The 20,637-nt window shown below is 73.1% G+C and carries 19 protein-coding genes; 14 read left to right on the forward strand and 5 right to left on the reverse strand.

Annotation, left to right across the window (positions count from 1 at the left end):
• Positions 1 to 86: 86 nt before the first annotated feature.
• Positions 87 to 1,130, forward strand: coding sequence for a tryptophan--tRNA ligase (gene trpS, locus ACFFHC_RS04175; protein WP_070703576.1), 1,044 nt, complete (start codon positions 87 to 89; stop codon positions 1,128 to 1,130).
• 16 nt (positions 1,131 to 1,146) lie between these two features.
• Complete coding sequence (locus ACFFHC_RS04180; protein ID WP_070703577.1) at positions 1,147 to 1,674, forward strand: 2'-5' RNA ligase family protein; 528 nt, start codon at positions 1,147 to 1,149, stop codon at positions 1,672 to 1,674.
• A gap of 83 nt (positions 1,675 to 1,757) precedes the next feature.
• Here ACFFHC_RS04180 and ACFFHC_RS04185 read toward each other — a convergent pair whose 3' ends face one another.
• Positions 1,758 to 2,924, reverse strand: a complete 1,167-nt coding sequence (locus tag ACFFHC_RS04185; protein WP_070703578.1) for a glycosyltransferase family 4 protein — start codon at positions 2,922 to 2,924, stop codon at positions 1,758 to 1,760.
• A 65-nt stretch (positions 2,925 to 2,989) separates the two neighbouring features.
• Between ACFFHC_RS04185 and ACFFHC_RS04190 the strand changes: the two genes are divergently transcribed.
• The 11 genes from ACFFHC_RS04190 to ACFFHC_RS04240 all read left to right on the forward strand — a co-directional run bounded on the left by ACFFHC_RS04190 (position 2,990) and on the right by ACFFHC_RS04240 (position 15,707).
• Positions 2,990 to 4,138: a mannose-1-phosphate guanylyltransferase gene (locus tag ACFFHC_RS04190; RefSeq protein WP_141494921.1), complete on the forward strand. Its 1,149-nt coding sequence runs from the start codon at positions 2,990 to 2,992 to the stop codon at positions 4,136 to 4,138.
• Positions 4,135 to 5,238, forward strand: a complete 1,104-nt coding sequence (locus ACFFHC_RS04195; protein WP_202820479.1) for a quinone-dependent dihydroorotate dehydrogenase — start codon at positions 4,135 to 4,137, stop codon at positions 5,236 to 5,238. The genes ACFFHC_RS04190 and ACFFHC_RS04195 overlap by 4 nt, the downstream gene beginning before the upstream one ends.
• A gap of 85 nt (positions 5,239 to 5,323) precedes the next feature.
• Positions 5,324 to 6,439, forward strand: coding sequence for a BMP family lipoprotein (locus tag ACFFHC_RS04200; protein ID WP_070703556.1), 1,116 nt, complete (start codon positions 5,324 to 5,326; stop codon positions 6,437 to 6,439).
• Positions 6,440 to 6,482: 43 nt separating this feature from the next.
• Positions 6,483 to 8,018 carry an ABC transporter ATP-binding protein gene (locus ACFFHC_RS04205; protein ID WP_379803306.1) on the forward strand — a complete coding sequence of 512 codons (1,536 nt, stop codon included), beginning with the start codon at positions 6,483 to 6,485 and terminating at the stop codon, positions 8,016 to 8,018.
• Entirely contained in the window at positions 8,015 to 9,307 is a 1,293-nt protein-coding gene (locus ACFFHC_RS04210; protein ID WP_070703558.1) for an ABC transporter permease, read from the forward strand. Before ACFFHC_RS04205 ends, ACFFHC_RS04210 begins: the two co-directional genes overlap by 4 nt.
• A complete protein-coding gene (locus ACFFHC_RS04215) occupies positions 9,304 to 10,635 on the forward strand; it encodes an ABC transporter permease (RefSeq protein ID WP_070703559.1) in 1,332 nt (443 codons plus the stop codon). The genes ACFFHC_RS04210 and ACFFHC_RS04215 overlap by 4 nt, the downstream gene beginning before the upstream one ends.
• Positions 10,632 to 11,057: a cytidine deaminase gene (locus ACFFHC_RS04220; RefSeq protein WP_083323418.1), complete on the forward strand. Its 426-nt coding sequence runs from the start codon at positions 10,632 to 10,634 to the stop codon at positions 11,055 to 11,057. The genes ACFFHC_RS04215 and ACFFHC_RS04220 overlap by 4 nt, the downstream gene beginning before the upstream one ends.
• A 139-nt stretch (positions 11,058 to 11,196) precedes the next feature.
• On the forward strand, positions 11,197 to 12,855 hold the full coding sequence (locus tag ACFFHC_RS04225) for a sodium-dependent transporter (RefSeq protein ID WP_101849935.1): 1,659 nt from the start codon (positions 11,197 to 11,199) through the stop codon (positions 12,853 to 12,855).
• The gene (locus ACFFHC_RS04230; RefSeq protein WP_083323419.1) at positions 12,852 to 12,968 is read left to right on the forward strand and encodes a methionine/alanine import family NSS transporter small subunit; all 117 of its coding nucleotides are present in this window, start codon (positions 12,852 to 12,854) and stop codon (positions 12,966 to 12,968) included. Before ACFFHC_RS04225 ends, ACFFHC_RS04230 begins: the two co-directional genes overlap by 4 nt.
• 131 nt (positions 12,969 to 13,099) lie before the next feature.
• Entirely contained in the window at positions 13,100 to 14,401 is a 1,302-nt protein-coding gene (locus tag ACFFHC_RS04235) for a thymidine phosphorylase (protein WP_070703561.1), read from the forward strand.
• 1 nt (position 14,402) lies between these two features.
• Positions 14,403 to 15,707, forward strand: coding sequence for an MFS transporter (locus tag ACFFHC_RS04240; RefSeq protein WP_379803313.1), 1,305 nt, complete (start codon positions 14,403 to 14,405; stop codon positions 15,705 to 15,707).
• 3 nt (positions 15,708 to 15,710) lie between these two features.
• Here ACFFHC_RS04240 and deoC read toward each other — a convergent pair whose 3' ends face one another.
• Both deoC and ACFFHC_RS04250 read right to left on the reverse strand, forming a co-directional pair.
• Entirely contained in the window at positions 15,711 to 16,520 is an 810-nt protein-coding gene (gene deoC, locus ACFFHC_RS04245) for a deoxyribose-phosphate aldolase (protein WP_101849936.1), read from the reverse strand.
• A 10-nt stretch (positions 16,521 to 16,530) separates the two neighbouring features.
• Complete coding sequence (locus ACFFHC_RS04250; protein ID WP_379803316.1) at positions 16,531 to 17,184, reverse strand: uridine kinase family protein; 654 nt, start codon at positions 17,182 to 17,184, stop codon at positions 16,531 to 16,533.
• Between the two features lie 125 nt (positions 17,185 to 17,309).
• Between ACFFHC_RS04250 and ACFFHC_RS04255 the strand changes: the two genes are divergently transcribed.
• Positions 17,310 to 17,987, forward strand: a complete 678-nt coding sequence (locus ACFFHC_RS04255) for a PH domain-containing protein (protein ID WP_070703565.1) — start codon at positions 17,310 to 17,312, stop codon at positions 17,985 to 17,987.
• Here ACFFHC_RS04255 and ACFFHC_RS04260 read toward each other — a convergent pair whose 3' ends face one another.
• Both ACFFHC_RS04260 and ACFFHC_RS04265 read right to left on the reverse strand, forming a co-directional pair.
• A complete protein-coding gene (locus ACFFHC_RS04260) occupies positions 17,988 to 19,712 on the reverse strand; it encodes a phospho-sugar mutase (protein WP_379803320.1) in 1,725 nt (574 codons plus the stop codon).
• A gap of 34 nt (positions 19,713 to 19,746) precedes the next feature.
• A complete protein-coding gene (locus ACFFHC_RS04265) occupies positions 19,747 to 20,595 on the reverse strand; it encodes a purine-nucleoside phosphorylase (protein WP_070703567.1) in 849 nt (282 codons plus the stop codon).
• Positions 20,596 to 20,637: the final 42 nt, after the last annotated feature.

Consider the following 20,637-nt stretch of genomic DNA (forward strand, 5'->3'; position numbering starts at 1 on the left):
GGCACACGGACCATCACCTACCACCCACGACGACCCGGACAACCATGGAGGACGGACACCCCACCCCGAGTGTCAGAATGGGCGCCATGAGCGCTGACGTCCCCACCGGTTTCCAGCACGCCGGCACCCCGCGGGTGTTCTCCGGCATGCAGCCCACCTCCGACTCGCTGCACCTGGGCAACTACCTCGGCGCGTTGTCGCAGTGGGGGCCGATGCAGGACGGCCACGAGGCGGTCTTCTGCGTGGTGGACCTGCACGCGGTGACCGTGCCCATGGACCCGGCCCTGCTGCGCGAGCGCACCCGTCGTACCGCGGCACAGTTCATGGCCGGCGGCGTGGACCCGGAGCGTTCCGTGCTGTTCGTGCAGTCCCACGTGCCCGAGCACGCCGAGCTGGCGTGGCTGCTCAACTGCATCACCGGCTTCGGCGAGGCCAGCCGCATGACGCAGTTCAAGGACAAGGCCGCCAAGCAGGAGGCCGGCAACGCCTCGGTGGGACTGTTCACCTATCCGATGCTCATGGCCGCCGACATCCTGCTCTACGACACCTCCTTGGTGCCGGTGGGCGACGACCAGGTGCAGCACGTGGAGCTCACCCGCGACCTCGCCCAGCGGTTCAACCACCGCTTCGGCGACACCTTCGTGGTGCCGGAGTACCGGGTGACCAAGGAGTCCGCGCGGGTCATGGACCTGCAGGAGCCCACGAACAAGATGAGCAAGTCGGCCAGCTCCGACAAGGGCGTCATCTGGCTGCTCGAGGAGGCGAAGGCCTCCACCAAGAAGCTCAAGTCGGCCGTCACCGACAACGACGCGGTGATCGCCTACGACCAGGAGGCCAAGCCGGGCGTCACCAACCTGCTGAACATCCACGCGGTCGCCTCCGGGGAGAGCGTGGAGACGCTGCTGGCCCGCTTCGAGGGTCAGGGTTACGGCGCGCTCAAGGTCTCCACGGCCGAGGCGGTGGAGGCGCTGCTGGCCCCGGCCCGCGGGCGTGCCGCCGAGCTGCTGGCCGACCCGGCCGAGCTCGACCGCATCCTGGCCCGTGGCTCCGAGAAGGCCCGAGCCATGGCCGCCCCGGTCATGGACCGGGCCCGAGAGGCGATGGGCTTCCTCCCGGTCGGACGGGACTGAGGACTCTCCCGTGACGATGGACATCGGCGTCGCCATCCCGGTCCCCGCGCCCTGGGCGGACGAGGTCCGTCGGGTGCGGATGGCCGTCGGGGACGAGCAGGCCCGGTCCATCCCCACGCACATCACCCTCATGCCGCCGCTCACGATGGCGCGTGACGACCGCTCGCTGGTGGCCGACCACCTCTCGGCCGCCGCGGCGGCGGTGCCGCCCTTCGTCGTGGAGCTGCGGGGAACCGAGACATTCCGGCCGGTCTCCCAGGTGGTCTACGCGCCGCTGGTGCAGGGTGCCGAGGAGTGCGCCGCCCTGGAGCGTCGCGTGCACGCCGGTCCGCTGGCCATGGAGCTGCCCTTCCCGTACCACCCGCACGTCACCCTCGCCCAGAACGTGCCGGCCGGGTCGCTCGACCGGGCCATGCAGGAGATGGCGGACTTCGCGGCGACGTTCACGGTGGACCACTTCACGCGCTACGTGTCGGGGCCGGACGGCGTGTGGCGCCCGTTGGACTCCTGGGAGCTCGGCTCGGGGGAGTGCCGCGCCCTCTGAGTTCGCCCTGTCACGCCCCCTGGGCCTCGCCCGGCCTCGTCCTGTCGCGCCCGGCCGTGGTGGTAGCGGCGGGCCAGCTCTCCTCAGAGCACCCGGCGCCCGGCGGCGTGCAGCGGGATGACCTGCTCGTAGTACTCGATGAGGCGGTCCACCATCGCGCTCCAGGAGCGGCCCTCCACGGCGGTGCGGCCGGCGACGCCCATGCGCTCACGCTCCTGCGCCGCCCCCGGCGCGGTGACGAGGCGCTCCACGCACTCGCGCAGCGACCCGGCCCGGTCCGGGTCGAAGAGGTAGCCCGTCCCCCCGTGGTCGATGAGGTCCAGGGGGCCGCCCCGCGCCGGCGCGATGACGGGCAGCCCGGCCGCGGCGCCCTCCTGCAGCGTCTGCCCGAAGGTCTCGCGCGTGCCGGCGTGCACGAACAGGTCGAAGGACGCGTACGCGTCGGCCAGCTCCTCGCCCTCCATGCGGCCGAGGAAGGCCGCGGTGGGGAACTGGTGGGCCAGCAGGTCGCGGCTCGGGCCGTCGCCCACGAACACCAGCCGGGCGCCGGGCAGGTCGGCCAGCTCCAGGAAGCGGTGCAGCTCCTTCTCCGGGGCCAGGCGCCCCACGTAGCCCAGCAGCACCTCACCGTGCGGCGACAGCTCGGCCTTGAGGCGGCGCACCGCGTCGGTCTGCTTGCGGTCGGGGTGGAACAGCTTGGCGTCCACGCCGCGGCCCCACAGGGCGGTGCGCGGGATGTCGTGCTCGCGCAGGTCGGTCAGGGCCGCCTGCGAGGGAGCGAGCGTGAGGTCGGCCTGGGCGTGGATGCGCCGGATCCAGCGCCACGCCGCGTTGGCGGCGATGTGCCCCGCCGGCCCGGAGTGCTGGCGGATGTAGCTGGGCATGTCGGTCTGGTAGATGGCCACCGTGGGCACCCGCAGCTGGCGGGCCACCGAGAGGGCGTTGACGCCGAGCACGAAGGGGGAGGCGATGTGGGCCACGTCCGGCTTGAAGCCGCGGAACACCGCCTCGGTGTCGTAACCGGGCATGCCCACGCGGAACTTGCGCACCGGCACCGAGGCCACCGGGTGCACGGGGAAGCCCGCGTAGGTGGTGGGCACCTGGTCCTCGGGGGCCAGGGTGGAGGAGCGCGGGCAGACCACCGCGGCCTCGTGGCCCTTGTCGGCCAGGCACTCGAGCACCTTGCAGACGCTCGTGGTGACCCCGTTCAGCTGGGGCAGGAAGGACTCGGTGACGATGGCGACGCGCACGCTGGTCACGGTGCCCGGCGCGGGCCGCGTTGTCCACTGCGGCACGCCGGATAGGGTTCGGCCTCATGAGCACCGGCACCGCCAACCAGGGCATCGACGGCTTCTGGGGCATCGTCCCCGCCGGGGGATCGGGGACCCGCCTGTGGCCGGTCTCCCGGTCCTCGGCCCCCAAGTTCCTGCAGGACATGACCGGGGAGGGCCGGTCCATGCTGCAGGCCACCCTCGACCGGCTGCGGCCGCTCACCGGGGACCGCATCACCATCGTCACCGGGTCGGCGCACTCGGACAAGGTGCGGGAGCAGGTGACCGGCGAGGCCCTCGGCGGTGGCGTGCCCGGCCTGGGTGCCGACGGCCTGGTGGTGGAGCCGCAGCCGCGCGAGTCGATGCCGGCCATCGGGCTGGCCGCGGCGATCATCGCCCGCCACGACCCGGGGGCCGTCATCGGCTCCTTCGCCGCCGACCACCTGGTGGGCGACGAGGACACCTTTCGTGCCTGCGTGGCCGAGGCCGTGGCCGTGGCGCGCACCGGCAAGCTGGTGACCATCGGCATCGAGCCCACCCGCCCGGCCACCGGCTTCGGCTACATCCGGCTGGGGGAGGCCCTCGACGTGCCCGGCGCCCCCTCGGCCCACGCGGTCCGGGCCTTCCACGAGAAGCCGCACGCCGCCCGCGCCGAGGCCTTCCTGGCCGAGGGCGGCTACCGCTGGAACGCCGGCATGTTCGTGGTGAAGGCCACCGTGCTGCTGGAGCTGCTGGGCCGCAACCACCCGGACATGGTGGAGGCGCTCACCACCATCGCCGCCGACGACGACCTGCGCCGACTGGACGACCTGTGGGCGCCGATCACCAAGATCGCCATCGACCACGCGGTCGCCGAGCCGGCCGCCGCCACCGGCGACGTGGCCTGCGTGCCGGGGGACTTCCCGTGGGACGACGTGGGCGACTTCGGCTCCCTGGGTGCCGTGCTCGGCCGCCTGGGTGCGGGCAAGGAGGTGGACGGCCTGGTGACCACCGGCGCCGGCGAGGTGGTGGGCGAGGACGCCAGCGGGTTCGTCATGACCTCCAAGGGCCGCACCGTGGTGACCATGGGCCTGGACGACGTGGTGGTGGTGGACACCCCCGACGCGGTGCTCGTGACCACCCGGGAGCGCGCGCAGGACGTCAAGGGCATCGTCGCCCGCCTCAACGAGCTGGGCCGCGAGGACCTCACGTGACCGCGCGCGAGGCCGTGCTCACCACCGGTTGGGAGCGCGTGGTCCGCCCCGTGCTCTTCGGGCTCGGCGGGGGCGATGCGGAGACCGCCCACCACACGACGCTGCAGTGGTCGGCCGCGCTGCAGGGTGTGCCCGGCGCGATGACCGCGCTCGCGGCGGTGACCGGCGGCATCGCCCCGGGGCGCACGGTGCGCCCCGGCGAGGGCGTGACGGTGGCCGGCATCACCTTCCCGCACCGCGTCGGCCTGGCGGCCGGGGCGGACAAGGAGGGCACCGCACTGCTGGCTTGGCAGGCCCTGGGCCTGGGCCACGTGGAGCTGGGCACGGTCACCCCGCGCCCGCAGCCGGGCAACCCCCGGCCGCGCATGCACCGCCTGCCCGCCAGCGGCGCGGTGATCAACTCCATGGGCTTCCCCAACGCCGGGGTGCACTCCGCGGTGCTGCGGCTGCGCGAGGCCCGCGCGGCCGGCCTGACCATCCCGGTGGGCCTGAGCATCGGCAAGAACAAGGACACCCCGCTGGAGTCCGCCCTGGAGGACTACGCCACCTGCGTGCGCGTGGCCGCCGGCCTGCCGGACTACCTGGCGGTGAACATCTCCTCGCCCAACACCCCGGGCCTGCGCGGGCTGCAGGACCCCGAGCCGCTGGAGCGCCTGCTGGCCGGCGTGGTGCAGGCGGAGGCCGACCGAGCCCGTGCCGCAGGCACCGCCTCGGTCCCGGTGTTCTGCAAGGTGGCCCCGGACATGGACGACGAGGCGCTCGCCGGCGCCACCCGCATCGCGCGTGAGGCGGGGGTGGCCGGCATGGTGGCCACCAACACGACCCTGGCGCGCACGGGCCTGGCCCCGCAGGACGCCGCCTGGGTGTCCGCTGAGCAGCCGCCCGGTGGTCTCTCCGGGGCGCCGCTCACCGCGCGGGCCCGGGAGGCCGTGGCGGTGGTGGCCGGCGCGAGCGACCTGCCCGTCATCGGGGTGGGCGGTGTGATGACGCCCGCCGACGCGGTGGCCCTGCGCGAGGCCGGTGCGGCGCTGGTGCAGGTCTACTCGGGCTTCGTCTTCGCCGGACCCGCCCTCGTGGCCGGCGCCGCCGCGCGCGCCTGAGAAGGAACCCGTCGAGGGGCGCCCGGGCGCGTACCATGTGCGCCGTGTCACGCCTGGGTGGCACAGCCACTCAGCAGGAGTTGACATGCGCATTTCGATGAAGATCGCCGGCGTCCTCGCGGCCGCTTCCCTCGCCCTGACGGCCTGTGGCGAGGCCCCGGAGGAGGGCGGCTCGGAGTCCGGCAAGGGCTCCGGCAGCGGCGCGCCCGCGGAGGACGTGAACAAGGACTACAAGGCCTGCATGGTCTCGGACTCCGGTGGCTTCGACGACCAGTCCTTCAACCAGACCTCCTACGAGGGCCTCAAGCGCGCCGAGGAGGAGCTGGGCATCCAGACCGCCAAGGTGGAGTCCTCCAGCGAGGCCGACTTCGCCCCCAACGTGGACACCCTGGTCAACCAGCAGGGCTGCAACATGGTGATCGGCGTGGGTTTCATGCTCGAGGACACCATCCAGGAGGCCGCCAAGCAGCATTCCGACGTGGACTTCGCTCTCGTGGACTCCGCCCTGGCCGACGGCAACAAGCCGGCCACCGCCGAGAACGTGCGCCCGCTGCTGTTCAACACCGCCGAGGCCGCCTTCCTGGGTGGCTACCTGGCCGCCGGCATGAGCGAGTCCGGCAAGGTCGCCACCTTCGGCGGCATGCAGATCCCCTCGGTGTCGGTCTTCATGGACGGCTTCGCCGACGGTGTGGCCGAGTACAACAAGGCCAAGGGCAAGGACGTCAAGCTGCTGGGCTGGGACAAGAAGGCCCAGAAGGGCTCCTTCTCCGGCGACTTCGAGAACATCGGCCAGGGCAAGACCCTCACCGAGCAGTTCCTCGCCCAGGGCGTGGACGTCGTGATGCCGGTGGCCGGCCCCGTGGGCTCCGGTGCGGCGCAGGCCGTGGAGGGCAAGGACGGCGCCAAGCTGGTCTGGGTCGACACCGACGGCTACGAGTCCACCGAGTACGGCAAGGTCATGCTCACCTCGGTCATCAAGGAGATGGACCAGGCGGTGTTCGACGCCGTGCAGCAGGGCGCCACCGGCAAGTTCGACAACAAGCCGTACGTGGGCACGCTCGAGAACGAGGGCGTGGGCCTGGCCCCCTTCCACGACTTCGAGGGCAAGGTTCCCGAGGAGCTCTCCAAGGAGGTCGACGCCCTGCGCGCGAAGATCGTCTCCGGCGAGCTCAAGGTGACCTCCGAGAACACCCCGAAGTGACCCCGGGCGGCACCCGGGTCCGCACGGACGACAGGACACCTGCATGAAGCTGGAACTGCGCGGCATCACCAAGGCCTTCGGGCCCGTGGTGGCCAACCGCGACATCGACCTCGTGGTGGAGCGTGGCGAGGTCCACGCGCTGCTGGGCGAGAACGGCGCCGGCAAGAGCACGCTCATGAACGTGCTCTATGGCCTGCACCGCCCCGACGAGGGCGCCATCCTGCTGGACGACCGTGAGGTCTCCTTCTCCGGCCCGGGCGACGCGGTCGCCGCCGGCATCGGGATGGTGCACCAGCACTTCATGCTCGTGCCGGTCTTCACCGTGGCCGAGTCCGTGGCCCTGGGCCACGAGGGCTCCGGCCCGATGCTGGACCTGGGGGCCGCACGACGCCGCGTCCGGGAGCTGTCGGAGCGCTTCGGCTTCGACATCGACCCGGACGCGGTGATCGAGGACCTGCCGGTCGGCGCGCAGCAGCGCGTCGAGATCATCAAGGCCCTCAGCCGTGACGCCAAGGTGCTCATCCTCGACGAGCCCACCGCCGTGCTCACGCCGCAGGAGACCGACGAGCTGCTGGCGATCATGCGCGAGCTGGCCGACTCCGGCACCTCGATCGTCTTCATCACCCACAAGTTGCGCGAGATCCGCGCCGTCGCCGACCGCATCACGGTGATCCGCCGCGGCGAGGTGGTGGGTCAGGCCGACCCGGCCAGCACCGAGTCCGAGCTCGCCGCGATGATGGTGGGCCGCTCGGTGGAGATGCGCGTGGCCAAGGAGCCCGCGCAGCCCGGCGAGGTGGTGCTCGACGTGCGCGACCTGCGCGTGGTGAGCGACTCCGGCGCCGTGGTGGTCGACGGCGTGGACCTGCAGGTGCACGCCGGCGAGATCCTCGGCATCGCCGGGGTGCAGGGCAACGGCCAGACCGAGCTCACCGAGGTGCTGCTGGGTACCGAGCCCGCCGACGGCGGCAGCGTGACCCTGGCCGGCCGCGACCTGCTGCGCCAGTCCGTGCACGAGCGCCTGACCGGCGGCCTGGGCTTCGTGCCCGAGGACCGCTCCACCGACGGCGTCATCAGCACCTTCAGCATCGCCGAGAACCTCGTGCTCGACCGCTACACCTCGCCGGTCTCCGGCAGCCGGTGGAGCATGTCGCCGCGCAAGCTGGCCGAGAACGCCGAGCGCCAGGTGCAGGAGTACGACATCCGCATCGGCTCGGTGCACGACCCCATCAGCACCCTCTCGGGTGGCAACGCGCAGAAGGTCGTCATCGCCCGCGAGATGGGCCGCGACCTCACCCTGCTCGTGGCCAGCCAGCCCACCCGTGGCGTGGACGTGGGCTCCATCGAGTTCATCCACGCCCAGATCGTGGCCGAGCGCGACCGCGGCACGCCCGTGGTGATCGTCTCCACCGAGCTCGACGAGGTGCTCGCCCTGTCCGACCGCATCGCCGTGATGTACCGCGGCCGCGTCGTGGACGTCGTGCCGGGGGACACCCCGCGCGACGTGCTCGGCCTGATGATGGCCGGCGTGCCCGCCGACGAGGCCCGCGCCCAGGCCGCTGCCCAGGAGGACCCCCGATGACCACCCCCGCCACGGACCCCGCGGCGCCCGCCACCCCGGACCTCACCGGCACCTCGGTGTCCCCGGACACCGAGCGCGACGGGCTGTTCCAGCGCATCGTGACCGGCAACCTGCTCATCTCGCTGCTGGCCGTGCTGCTGGCGCTGCTGGTGGGCGCGGTCCTCATCGCCGTCGCCGACGAGGAGGTCCGCGAGACCTCCACCTACTTCTTCGCCCGTCCCAGCGACACCCTCGAGGCGGTCTGGGTGGCCGTCTCGGAGGCCTACACCTCGCTGTTCAAGGGGGCGGTGTTCAACCCCGACGCCACCACCTTCGAGCGCCAGGTCCGTCCGCTGACGGAGTCGCTGGTGTTCAGCGTGCCGCTGGTCCTGGCCGGTCTCGGCGTGGCCGTGGCCTTCCGGGCCGGGCTGTTCAACATCGGTGCCCAGGGCCAGATCATCGTCGGCGCCATCCTCGGCAGCTGGCTGGGCTTCGCCCTGGACCTGCCGCCGGTGGTGCACCTGCTCGTGGCGGCCGGCGGTGCCGCCCTCGGTGGCGCACTGTGGGGCCTGGTGCCCGGCCTGCTCAAGGCCCGCACCGGTGCCAACGAGGTGATCGTGACGATCATGCTCAACTACACCGCCGTGTACCTGGTGGCCTACCTGCTCACCACCTCGGCCTTCCAGGAGGACGGCTCCAACCAACCCAAGTCCCCGCGCCTGGCCGAGAACTCCCTGTGGCCCTCGCTGCTGGGTGACGGCTTCCGCCTCAACGCGGCCTTCCTGCTGGCCGTCGTGGCCACCGTGGTCGTGTGGTGGCTGCTGGAGCGCTCCACCCTGGGCTTCCGCCTGCGTGCGGTGGGCGCCAACCAGGCCGCCGCCCGCACCGCCGGCATGAACGTCGGCGCGGTCACCGTGGTGGCCATGACCGTGGCCGGCCTGCTGGCCGGTCTGGCCGGCTCCGCGCAGGTGCAGGGCACCGAGCAGTTCCTCACCGGCGGCATCGCCGGCTCGCTCGGCTTCGACGCCATCACCGTGGCGCTGCTGGGCCGCTCCCGGGCGTGGGGCGTGTTCTGGTCGGGTCTGCTCTTCGGCGCGCTCAAGGCCGGCGGCTTCGTCATGCAGTCGGTCACGCAGACCCCCATCGACATCATCCTCGTCCTGCAGTCGGTGATCGTGCTGCTCATCGCGGCCCCGCCGCTGGTGCGCATGGTCTTCCGCCTGCCCGACCCCGCCCGTCCGCGCCGCCGCGCCCCCCGTCCCGAGCGGGCGGGGCGCTCCGGCGCGACCTCCGAGGAGGCCGCAGCATGAGCACCGCCCTGAGCGCCGCCGAGAGCACCCCGGCACCGCGCCCCACCGGCAGCGAGGGCGCCGACCAGCCGGTCGTTCTGCCCCGCACCTCCGCCAAGCCCCGATGGGGGGTGGTCGCGGTCTACCTGCTGGGCCTGCTGCTGGCCTGGGGCGTGTTCGTGCTGCGCAGCCCGTCCGGTGCGCAGACCTCCTTCCGCTTCAGCAGCGCCGGGGCGTTCTTCGACCTCCCCGACCTCACGCTGCCCACGCTGCCGACCGCCATCGGCCTGGCGGTGCTGTTCACGGCCGTCACCGCGTGGGCGGTGCTGCGCCGCGGACACCTGCCGGCCTGGGCCCACGTGCTCGGTGGTCTGGCCTTCATCGCCACCACGCTGGTGTGGGCCGCGGCCGGCACCGGGTCGGTGGTGCCGGTGGTCTCCCTGCTGGCCGGTGCGCTGGCGCTCTCGGTGCCGCTGATCTTCGGCGCCATGAGCGGCATCCTGTGCGAGCGCTCGGGCATCATCAACATCGCCATCGAGGGCCAGCTGCTCTTCGGGGCCTTCGCCGCGGCCGTGGTGGCCTCGCTGGCGGCCAACGCGTGGCTGGGCCTGCTGGCCGCCCCGGTGGCCGGAGCCCTCGTGGGTGCGCTGCTGGTGCTCTTCGCGGTGGTCTTCCGGGTCGACCAGATCATCGTGGGCGTGGTGCTCAACACCTTGGTGCTGGGCCTCACGGGCTTCCTGTTCTCGTCGCTGCTCACGCAGGACCGTGAGCTGTGGAACAGCCGCCAGGCGCTGCCGCAGCTGCCGGTCCCGGTGCTGTCCAAGATCCCCGTCATCGGGCCGGTGCTCTTCGACCAGACCATCCTCGTGTACCTCATGTACGTGGTGGTGGCGGTGCTGCACGTCATGCTCTTCCGCTCCACCTGGGGCCTGCGCACCCGCGCGGTGGGGGAGCACCCCAAGGCCGCCGACACCGTCGGTGTGGACGTCAACCGCCTCCGTGTGGTGAACACCCTCATCGGTGGCGCCGTGGCGGGCCTGGGTGGTGCCTTCTTCACCATCGGCGCCGGCCTGGCCTTCGGGCGCGACATGTCCGCCGGCAACGGCTTCATCGCCCTAGCGGCCATGATCCTGGGCCGTTGGAGCCCCAAGGGCGCCGTGGTGGCCGCGCTGCTGTTCGGCTTCACCAAGAACCTGGGCAACGTGCTGAGCTCCATCGGCTCCCCGCTGCCCACCGACCTGCTGCTGATGCTGCCCTACCTGGTGACGATCGTCGCCGTGGCCGGCCTGGTGGGCCGCGTGCGCCCGCCGGCCGCCGAGGGCACGCCCTACGTCAAGGGCCAGGCGTGAGCGAGGAGCCGGAGGTGGCTGCCGCCGGCGGTGACGGCGTCGACTGGGACGCCCTGCTGGAGGCGGCTCGGTCGGCCATGCGGCGCGCGTACGCGCCGTACTCCGGGTACCCGGTCGGTGCCGCGGGCCTGGCCGACGACGGCCGGGTCGTCTCGGGCTGCAACGTGGAGAACGCCGGCTACGGCGTCACCCTGTGCGCCGAGTGCGGCATGGTGAGCCAGCTGGTGGCCACCGGGGGAGGGCGTCTGGTGGCCGTGGCGTGCGTGCAGCGCGAGGAGCTCGTGGTGATGCCCTGCGGGCGGTGCCGCCAGCTGCTCGTGGAGCACGGCGGCGGCGAGTGCCTGGTCATGGCGCCGGACGGCCGCCCCCGCACGGTGGCCGAGCTGGTGCCGCTGGCCTTCGGGGCCGACGACCTCGCCTGAGCCGGGGGCGCCCGGGACCGGATGGGTGGCGGGTTCGGCCGGTCACGGTTGCACAACGATCCGCGCCAACCATTGGCCCCTGCCGCGCCCGCGGCCATGATTCCCTCGACAGTTCTCCCTACGAACATCGAGGTCAGCGATGTCCCACACTGCTGGCGGCGCCTCGGCGTACCGCCCGTCCGACGCACCGGACACCGGGTCCGGAGGCCGGCAGGCCTTCTCCGGTCGCACCGTCTTCATCCTCGCCGCCATCGGCTCGGCCGTGGGTCTGGGCAACATCTGGCGCTACCCCTACGTGGCCTACTCCAACGGTGGCGGCGCCTTCCTGGTGCCCTACCTGGTGGCCCTGCTGACGGCGGCCATCCCGCTGCTGTTCGTGGACTACGCCATGGGCCACAAGTTCCGCGGCTCGGCCCCGCTGGCCTTCAGCCGCCTCAAGGGCTGGCTGCAGCCCTTCGGCTGGATCCAGACGCTCATGTGCTTCGTCATCGCCACCTACTACGCGGTGGTGCTGGCCTGGGCCACGCGCTACTTCTTCTACTCGTTCAACCTCGCCTGGGGTGACGATCCGGAGGGCTTCTTCAACGGCACCGTGCTGCAGGTGGCCGACACCCCGAGCGCGTTCGGCTCCTTCGTCGGCTCCACCGCGCTGGTGCTGGCCGCCCTGTGGGCCGTGAGCATCCTCATCGTGTGGATTGGCGTGGACGCCGGCATCGGCTGGCTGAACCGTGTGTTCCTGCCGCTGATGATGGTGGTCTTCGCCGCGCTGGTGATCCGCGCCCTGCTGCTGGACGGCGCCGCCGACGGCCTCAACGCCTTCTTCTCGCCCGACTGGGCCGCCCTCAAGGACGCCGAGGTCTGGGTGGCCGCCTACGGCCAGGTGTTCTTCAGCACCTCGGTGGCCATCGGCGCGATGCTGACCTACGCCTCCTACCTGCACCTCAAGACCAACCTCACCGGCTCCGGCCTGGTGGTCGGCTTCTCCAACGCCTCCTTCGAGGTGCTGGCCGGCATCGGTGTGTTCGCCTGCATCGGCTTCCTGGCCCACCAGCAGGGCGTGACCGTCGGTGAGGCCGTCGCCAGCGGGCCCGGCCTGACCTTCGTGGTCTTCCCGGCGCTCATCAGCGAGATGCCCTTCGGCAACGTCTTCGGCGTGCTCTTCTTCGGCTGCCTGCTGCTGGCCGGTGTCACCTCGCTGGTCAGCCTCATGCAGGTGGTCGGTGCCGCGTTCGCCGACAAGGCCGGCGTGAGCCACCGCACCGCCACCCTGGTGACCGGCACGGTCATGGCCCTGGTGTCGCTGGCCTTCTACCCGCGCTCCACCGGCCTGTACGTGCTGGACGTCACCGACAACTGGGTGAACAACGTGCTGCTGGTCGGCTCGGCGGGCCTGGCCTGCATCGTGCTCACCTGGGTGGCGCTGGCCCTGCCCCGCCTGGCCCGCCACCTCAACACCGTCAGCTCCTTCCGCCTGGGCAAGGTCTGGATGTTCTGCGTGGGCGTCCTGACGCCCGCCGTGCTGGCGTTCACCACCTGGGACACCGTCAAGGGCCTGCGCGCCGAGCCGTACGAGGGCTACCCGACCGACTTCATCAACACCTTCGGGTGGGGCATGGTTGGCCTGGTGCTGCTGCTGTCGGTGCTGCTGTCCTTCGTCCCCTTCCGCAACCGCCACCTGCACGCCACCTCGTACGACCTCGAGGACCCCGAGGTGCGTGCCATCCACGGTGTCGACACCACTGAGCGAGGCTACGGCCACGCCGCCACCACCACGTACACGGAGGGAGGACGCGCATGAGCACCGAGGCGATCGTGATGATGGTTGTCTACCTGGGCGTCATCTGGGGCGGTCTGGGTGTGTCCCTGGCCCACCTGCTGGCCAACCCGGACGAGGAGTCGTTCGGCGACTGACCCGCCCGCACCACCTCCCGACGGCGCACGACCACCCGGTCGTGCGCCGTCGGCGCGTCCGGGGCCGGGCACGGGCCGGGGCCCGATGCCCACGTACCCCGGCGCGGCGCCCCATCGGCGATGATGGACCCATGAGCGCAGCGCAGCACGATGCCGTGGACGTCATCCGCACCAAGCGCGACGGTGGTCGCCTGTCGGACGAGCAGATCGACTGGGTGGTGGCCGCCTACACCCGGGGCGAGGTGGCCGACGAGCAGATGTCGGCGCTGGCCATGGCGATCTTCCTCAACGGCATGGAGCCCGGCGAGATCGAGCGCTGGACCGCGGCCATGATCGCCTCGGGCGAGCGCATGGACTTCTCCACCCTGAGCCGCCCGACCGCCGACAAGCACTCCACCGGCGGCGTGGGCGACAAGATCACCCTGCCGCTGGCGCCGCTCGTGGCCGCATGCGGCGTGGCCGTGCCGCAGCTCTCCGGGCGCGGGCTGGGCCACACCGGCGGCACCCTGGACAAGCTCGAGGCGATCCCCGGCTGGCGCGCCGAGCTCACCAACGACGCGATGATGACCCAGCTCGAGGAGGTGGGTGCCGTCATCTGCGCCGCAGGGGCGGGGCTGGCGCCGGCCGACAAGAAGCTCTACGCCCTGCGCGACGTGACCGGCACCGTGGAGGCGCTGCCCCTCATCGCCAGCTCGATCATGTCCAAGAAGATCGCCGAGGGGACCGGCGCGCTGGTGCTCGACGTCAAGGTGGGCTCGGGGGCGTTCATGAAGAACGAGGCCGACGCCCGCGCCCTGGCCGAGCGGATGGTGGCCCTGGGCACCGCGGCGGGGGTGACCACGGTGGCGCTGCTCACCGACATGTCCGCGCCGCTGGGTCGCACCGCCGGCAACGGGCTGGAGGTCACCGAGTCCGTGGAGGTGCTCTCCGGCCGCGGCCCGGCCGACGTGCGCGAGCTGACCCTCGCCCTGGCCCGCGAGATGGTGCTGGCCTCCGGCATCGAGGGCGCGGCGGACGTGGACGTGGAGCAGGTGCTGGACTCCGGTGCCGCGCTGGAGGTGTGGAAGCGCATGGTCGCCGCGCAGGGTGGCGACCCCGAGGCCGAGCTCGTGCCGGGTGCCCACACCGCCGAGGTGACGGCCGAGGCCAGTGGTGTGGTGACCGCCATGGACGCCTACAAGGTGGGCGTGGCCGCGTGGCGCCTGGGCGCCGGGCGCGCCCGCAAGGAGGACCCGGTGCAGGCCGGTGCGGGCGTGGTCTGGCACGCCGGCGTGGGGGAGCGCGTGGAGGCCGGGCAGGTGCTCTTCACCTGCCACACCGAGACGCCGGAGCGGCTGGCCCGCGGCGTGGAGACGCTCGCCGGTGCGGTCACCATCGACCCGGACGCCGAGCCCTTCGAGCGCACCCTGGTGATCGACCGCATCACCGCCTGACGTGACCGCGCCCCTGGACGACGACCGCCTGCCCGCCCGCCTCGGCGGAGTGGTGCCCCCCATGACACGCACCGTGCGCCTGCTCTTCGTGGGCGTGCTGCTCTCGGCGCTGGGCAGCGGGCTCTCCATGCCCTTCCTGTACGTCTACCTCACGGACGTGCGCGGCTTCGACTCCCGCCTGGTCGGGCTGATGTTCGCGGCCATGGGCGCGGTGGCGGTGCTCGCGGCGCCGGTGGGCGGCTGGCTCATCGACCACGTGGGGCCGCGCTGGGTGCTCTTCACCGGCCTGCTCGTGGAGGGGCTGTGCATGGGGGCCATGGCCTTCGTCCCCACGCTCACGGCCGCCTACGCGCTCACCATGACCACCGCGGTGGCCGGCGTCATGGCGCACCCGGCGTTCACCGCCATGCTCACCCGCCTGGTACGCCGTGAGGAGCGCGAGCGGGTCTACGGCTTCCAGTTTCTGCTGCTCAACCTGGGCCTGGGCACCGGCGCGATGGCGAGCTCCTTCCTCGTGGCCTCCGAGACCCTGGCGGCCTACCAGCGCCTCTACCTCGTGGACGCGGCCACCTACCTTGCCTACCTCGTGGTCATCGTGGCCCTGCCCGCCGGCACCGGGGCCCTGGAGCGCGCGGCGGCCACCAGCGAGGAGCAGCTGCTGCCCGGCGGCACGTGGCTGACCGTGTTGCGCGACACCGTGCTGCTGCGCGTGGTGCTCGTCTCCGTGCTGGGCATGACCGTGGGCTACGCGCAGATGGACATGGGCTTCCCCGCCTACGCCCACGGCGTGGCCGACGTGCCCCCGAGCGCGCTGGGTTGGGCGTTCGGGGCCAACACGGCCGTCATCGTGCTGGCGCAGACCTGGGCGCTGGGTGTCATCCAGGGGCGGCGCCACGCCTCGATGCTGTCGCTCACGTGGGCGCTGTGGGGCGTCTCCTGGGCGGTGGTGGCCAGCTCGGCCCTGCTCGAGGGGCCGTGGGCGGCGGCGGCCGTCATCACCGGACTGGGCCTCTTCGGCCTGGGGGAGGTGTTCCAGTCCCCGGTGATGCCGGCGGTGGTCAACGACCTGGCCACCGAGGAGCTGCGTGGCCGCTACAACGCCATGGGCGGCCTGTCGTGGACCCTGTCGTCCATCCTCGGCCCGGCACTGGCCGGGTGGATGATCGGCAGCGGGCACGCCTTCCAGTGGGTGGTGCTCACCGTGGGCGGGTGCGCCGTGGTGGCCTTGCTGTGGACGGCGATGCGCCCGGCCATGGCTGCTCGCATGTCCGGGCGCATCGGCGAGACGGCCGCCGAGACCGCCTGAGGCTCAGTAGGTGCTGTCGGCCGTCGCCTCGTCGAGCGTGGCCGGCGGCTCGGGCACCACGAGGGTGCCGGCGGCCAGGCGCTCGCGGGCCCCGGCCATGAGCGCCGAGGTGGAGCTGGTGCCGATGCGGGTGACCCCCTCGGCCAGCATGGCCAGCAGGGTGTCCACGTCGCGCACGCCGCCGGAGGCCTTCACCTGCACCTGCTCGCCGGTGTTCTGCCGCATGAGGCGCACGTCCGGCAGCGTCGCGCCGCCGCCGGCGAACCCGGTGGAGGTCTTCACGAAGTCCGCGCCCGCGGCCTCCGAGGCGCGGCAGGCGGCCACCTTCTGCGCGTCGTCGAGCAGGGCGGTCTCGAGGATCACCTTCACCGGAACGTCGTGGGCGTGGCCGGCCTCCACCACGGCGGCGACGTCGGCCTGCACGGCGTCGACCTCGCCGCTGCGCAGGCGGCCGATGTTGAGCACCATGTCCAGCTCCGTGGCGCCGTCGGCCACGGCCTGCTCGGCCTCGGCCACCTTGGCGGCCGTGCTGGTGGTGCCGTGCGGGAAGCCGATGACGGTGCACACCGTGGTGCGCGAGGGCTCGCCGTCGCCCTCCCCGGCGCCGTCGGCCACCGTCTCGGCGATGGTGCGGGCGGCCAGGGGCACGTCGCTGGGGCGCACGCACACGGAGAAGGCGTTGAGCGCGGCCACCTCGCGGACGCCGGCGGTCACCTCGTCGGTGGTGAGCTCGGGCTTGAGCAGGGCGTGGTCGAACAGGTCGGCCACCTGCTGCAGGGTCAGCGCGGTGCCGGGGGCGTAGCGGTCGGTCATGGGCCGCAGCCTACTGGCGGGGTGCACCCCATCGGTCGGTGGCGGCGCGCTCCCCGGCGGCGGGGGAGAGCACCCGCGCACCCAGGCGGCGCTGGTGGGCCACGAAGCGCGGCTCGGTGCGGCGCAGGCGGTTGCCGCGCTCCCAGAGCACGGCCGGGGGCTTGCGGTGCTCGGCCAGGTCGCGGACCAGGCGGCGGACGAAAGTGGTCCACGGTCCGGAGGTGATGCACCACGCGTCGGCGAGCAGGCCGCGCTCGCGCAGCGGGGCCACAAGGTGGGCGGCGAAGATGCCCTCGGCCACCACCAGCGGGGCGCTGCCGCGGGTCACGGTGCGGTGGCCCTGTACGGACGAGGTGGAGATGTCGTAGTCCGGCATCTGGGTGGCGCCGGTGTGCGCCAGCTGCTCCAGCCCGGCCAGGGCGGCGGCGTGGTCCCACGTGCCCACGTGGTCCCAGTCCACGAGGCCGTCGGGTCGCAGCGGCAGGTCCGGGGCGTCGTGCGGGTGGTAGTAGTCGTCGAGCGGCACCACGGGCCAGCCGTGGGTGGCGCCCAGCCGGCGGGCCAGGCGGGTCTTGCCGGCCCCGCTCGGACCGGTGAGCAGCAGCACCTGCGCGGCGGGGGTGGTGGCCTGCGGCGTGGGGGCGACGGGGTGGGCGTCCGGCATGGGGGATGATCCTACGTGCGCGCCGCCGGCCCACCGTCGGTGGCGCGAGCGGGTCCCCGGCCTGCCCGGAACCACCCCGATCCACCCGCCCGACCCACCACCTCGACCCACCCGGAGCCTCCCCGATGACGCAGCACCCCGCCGACCGCACTCCCGCGCCCGGGCCCCGCGCCGCCGCCCGCCCCTCGCAGGTGGTGCACCCGCGCAAGGCACGGATCCTCGCGGTGGTCTCCTGGCTCCTGGCGGCGGGCTTCGTGGTGCTGGCCCTGGTCACCCGGCCGGTCATGTGGGGTGCGGTGGGCCTGGCCGTGGCCGGCGCCGCCCTGGCGTGGGTGCTCATCTGGCGTCCCCGGGTGGAGCTGGACCCCGACGGGCTGACCATCGTCAACCCGGTGCGCACGGTGCGCATCCCGTGGCAGCGGGTGCGCCGCGTGGGCTCCCGCTGGAGCCTGGAGGTGGAGTCCGAGACCGGGATGCACCGCGCCTGGGCCGTGGGCTCCTCCTACCGCGACCCCTCGGGCGTGGACCACACCGCGGACGTCACCGGCCTGGGTCTGCTGCGCAAGCTCGACGCCGCCCGCACCGGGGCCGACCCGCAGCCGCTCAAGCCCGAGTTCGCGATGCTGGAGGACCTGCAGTCCGTGGCCTCCACCGTGCGTGGGGCCCGCGACGCGCACGCCGACGCCCTGGCCGACGGCCACATCGAGGCCGACCCCACGCCCACCACCCGCACCGTGGCACCGCTGCCGGCGGCCGCGATGGCGGTGGGCCTGCTGCTGCCGCTGGCCGTTTGGTTCCTCTGATCAGAGGGCGGTGAGGCGCTCCATGTCGGCGCGCACCGTGGCCAGGCGCTCCCGGGCGGTGTGCTTGGCGGCCGGCAGGTCGCCGGACTCCACGGGCACCACCACCTCCAGGTAGACCTTCACCTTCGGCTCGGTGCCCGAGGGACGCACGATGACGCGCGTGTCGTCGGCCAGCACCCAGCGCAGGCCGTCGGTGGGCGGCAGGCCGTTCCAGCCCTCGGCCAGGTCGGCGGCCTCGGCCACCGGGGAGCCACCCAGCGAGGTCGGCGGCTGCGCGCGCAGGGCGGCCATCACCGCATCGATCTGCTCCAGCTCCTCCACCCGGATGCTGAAGGAGTCCGAGGCGTGCACGCCGTGCTCGAGGTACAGGTCGTCGAGCACGTCCAGCACCGTGCGGGTGCGCGAGCCGGCACGCAGGCGGGCCACGAGGTCGGCCACCATGAGCGCCGCGCTGATGCCGTCCTTGTCCTTCACGTGGGTCGGGTCCACGCAGTAGCCCAGCGCCTCCTCGTAGCCGAAGGCCAGGCCGTCCACGCGGCCGATCCACTTGAAGCCGGTGAGGGTCTCGGTGTGGCGCACGCCGGCGGAGGCCGCCATCCGCGAGAGCAGCCGCGAACTCACGATGGAGTTGGCGAAGACCGCGTCCTCGGGCAGGCCACCGGTCTCGGCGGCGCGGCGCAGCACGTGGTTGCCCAGCAGGGCGCCCACCTCGTCGCCGCGCAGCATGCGCCAGCCCACCGGGTCGTCGGCGGTCACGGACTCGGGGTCCGGCACGGCCACGGCGCAGCGGTCGGCATCCGGGTCGTTGGCGATGACCACGTCCGGCTGCATCCGCGAGGCCAGCTCCAGGGCGGCGTCGATGGCACCGTCCTCCTCCGGGTTGGGGAAGGCCACGGTGGGGAAGTCCGGGTCCGGGACGGCCTGCGTGGCCACGCTCTTGGGATTGGGGAAGCCGGCCTCCTCGAAGGCCTGCACCACCAGGTCGTTGCCCACGCCGTGCAGCGCGGTGTAGACCACGGCCACCTGCTTGGGGCCCGCCGGGTCCACCACGCTCGTGGCGGCCTTGACGTACGCCTCGCGCAGGTCGTCGGCGGCGGTGATCCACCCGGCCTCCGCGCGCGGCACCGTCGCCACGGACTCCACGGCCCGGATGTGCGCGGCGATCTCGGCGTCCACCGGCGAGACGATCTGGCTGCCGTCGCCCAGGTACACCTTGTAGCCGTTGTCCTGCGGCGGGTTGTGCGAGGCGGTGACCATGACGCCCGCATCGGCACCGGTGTGGCGCACGGCGTAGGCCAGCACCGGGGTGGGCAGGGCCTCGGGCAGCACGATGGCCCGGCCGCCCGCGGCGGTCACCACGGCAGCGGTGTCCAGCGCGAAGTCGTGGCTGCGGTGGCGTGCGTCGTAACCGATCACCACGGTCGGGGAGGTCACCGGGTCGGTCGCGCGCTGCTGCAGCCAGCGCACCAGGCCCGCGGCGGCACGGATGACCACGGCGCGGTTCATGCGCGCCGGGCCGGCGGCCACCGCGCCGCGCAGGCCGGCGGTGCCGAACTCCAGCAGGCCGCGGAAGCGGTCGGCCAGGTCGGCGGCCGCGGCGGCGTCCCCGCCCGCGGCGGCGTCCACCACGGCCTGCAGTTCGGTGCGGGTGGCCTCGTCGGGGTCGTCGGCGATCCAGGCGCGGGCCTGCGCCAGCAGGGCCGTCAGGTCGTCGGTGGGCTGCACGGTGGTCTCCGTTCGCGGAAGGGGGCCGCGGGTGTCAGAGGCGGGGCACGATGCCGGCGAGCAGCTGGCCGCAGCGGGCGGAGGCGGCGCGTCCGGCCTCGATCACCTCGGCGTGGTCCAGCGGCTCGTCGCTGATGCCGGCGGCGTGGTTGGTCACCAGCGAGAGGCCCAGCACGGACATGCCGGCCTCGCGGGCGGCGATCGCCTCGAGCGTGGTGGACATGCCCACGAGGTCGCCGCCGATCACCTTGGCCATGCGCACCTCGGCGGGGGTCTCGTAGTGCGGCCCGCGGAACTGCACGTACACGCCCTCCTCCAGGGAGGGGTCCACGGTGCGGGCCACCTGGCGCAGGTGCGGGGTGTACAGGTCGGTGAGGTCCACGAAGGTGGCGCCCTCCAGCGGGGAGGCCGCCGTGAGGTTCACGTGGTCGCTGATGAGCACCGGGGTGCCGGGGGCCCACTCGGGGCGCAGGCCGCCGCAGCCGTTGGTGAGCACCATCGTGTCGCAGCCGGCCGCGGCCGCCGTGCGCACCGTGTGCACCACCGGGCGCACACCGTGGCCCTCGTAGAAGTGGGTGCGCGATCCGAACACCAGCACGTGGCGGGTGCGGCCGTCGTGACCCTCGACCGCGAACGAGCGCATCACCGAGGAGTGGCCCTCCACCGCCGGCGGCGGGAAGCCGGTCACCTCGGACTGGTCGAAGGACGCGACGGGCTCGCCCAGCAGGTCGGCCGCGCTGCCCCACCCGGAGCCCAGGGTGAGGGCGATGTCGTGCCGCTCCACGCCGGAGAGGCGGGCCACGTCCTGCGCGGCCCGGCGAGCGATCTCGCGGGGGTCGGCGGTCGGGTCGTCGAAGGGGTTCTGGGAGTCGAGTCGGGCCACGGGGCCACCCTAACGACTGGGGGCACCGCGAGGGTGGTGCGT

This window comes from Kytococcus schroeteri, assembly GCF_042433515.1.
GTDB classification, from domain to species: Bacteria; Actinomycetota; Actinomycetes; order Actinomycetales; family Dermatophilaceae; genus Kytococcus; species Kytococcus schroeteri.

Excerpts from the sequence above, each read along its gene's own strand:
- ACFFHC_RS04235 (WP_070703561.1), top strand. The coding sequence starts at position 13,100 with ATGAGCGCAGCGCAGCACGATGCCGTGGACGTCATCCGCACCAAGCGC.
- trpS (WP_070703576.1), top strand. The coding sequence starts at position 87 with ATGAGCGCTGACGTCCCCACCGGTTTCCAGCACGCCGGCACCCCGCGG.
- ACFFHC_RS04250 (WP_379803316.1), bottom strand. The coding sequence starts at position 17,184 with ATGCCGGACGCCCACCCCGTCGCCCCCACGCCGCAGGCCACCACCCCC.
- ACFFHC_RS04200 (WP_070703556.1), top strand. The coding sequence starts at position 5,324 with ATGCGCATTTCGATGAAGATCGCCGGCGTCCTCGCGGCCGCTTCCCTC.
- ACFFHC_RS04255 (WP_070703565.1), top strand. The coding sequence starts at position 17,310 with ATGACGCAGCACCCCGCCGACCGCACTCCCGCGCCCGGGCCCCGCGCC.
- ACFFHC_RS04210 (WP_070703558.1), top strand. The coding sequence starts at position 8,015 with ATGACCACCCCCGCCACGGACCCCGCGGCGCCCGCCACCCCGGACCTC.
- ACFFHC_RS04230 (WP_083323419.1), top strand. The coding sequence starts at position 12,852 with ATGAGCACCGAGGCGATCGTGATGATGGTTGTCTACCTGGGCGTCATC.
- ACFFHC_RS04180 (WP_070703577.1), top strand. The coding sequence starts at position 1,147 with ATGGACATCGGCGTCGCCATCCCGGTCCCCGCGCCCTGGGCGGACGAG.
- ACFFHC_RS04225 (WP_101849935.1), top strand. The coding sequence starts at position 11,197 with ATGTCCCACACTGCTGGCGGCGCCTCGGCGTACCGCCCGTCCGACGCA.
- ACFFHC_RS04215 (WP_070703559.1), top strand. The coding sequence starts at position 9,304 with ATGAGCACCGCCCTGAGCGCCGCCGAGAGCACCCCGGCACCGCGCCCC.
- deoC (WP_101849936.1), bottom strand. The coding sequence starts at position 16,520 with ATGACCGACCGCTACGCCCCCGGCACCGCGCTGACCCTGCAGCAGGTG.
- ACFFHC_RS04205 (WP_379803306.1), top strand. The coding sequence starts at position 6,483 with ATGAAGCTGGAACTGCGCGGCATCACCAAGGCCTTCGGGCCCGTGGTG.
- ACFFHC_RS04190 (WP_141494921.1), top strand. The coding sequence starts at position 2,990 with ATGAGCACCGGCACCGCCAACCAGGGCATCGACGGCTTCTGGGGCATC.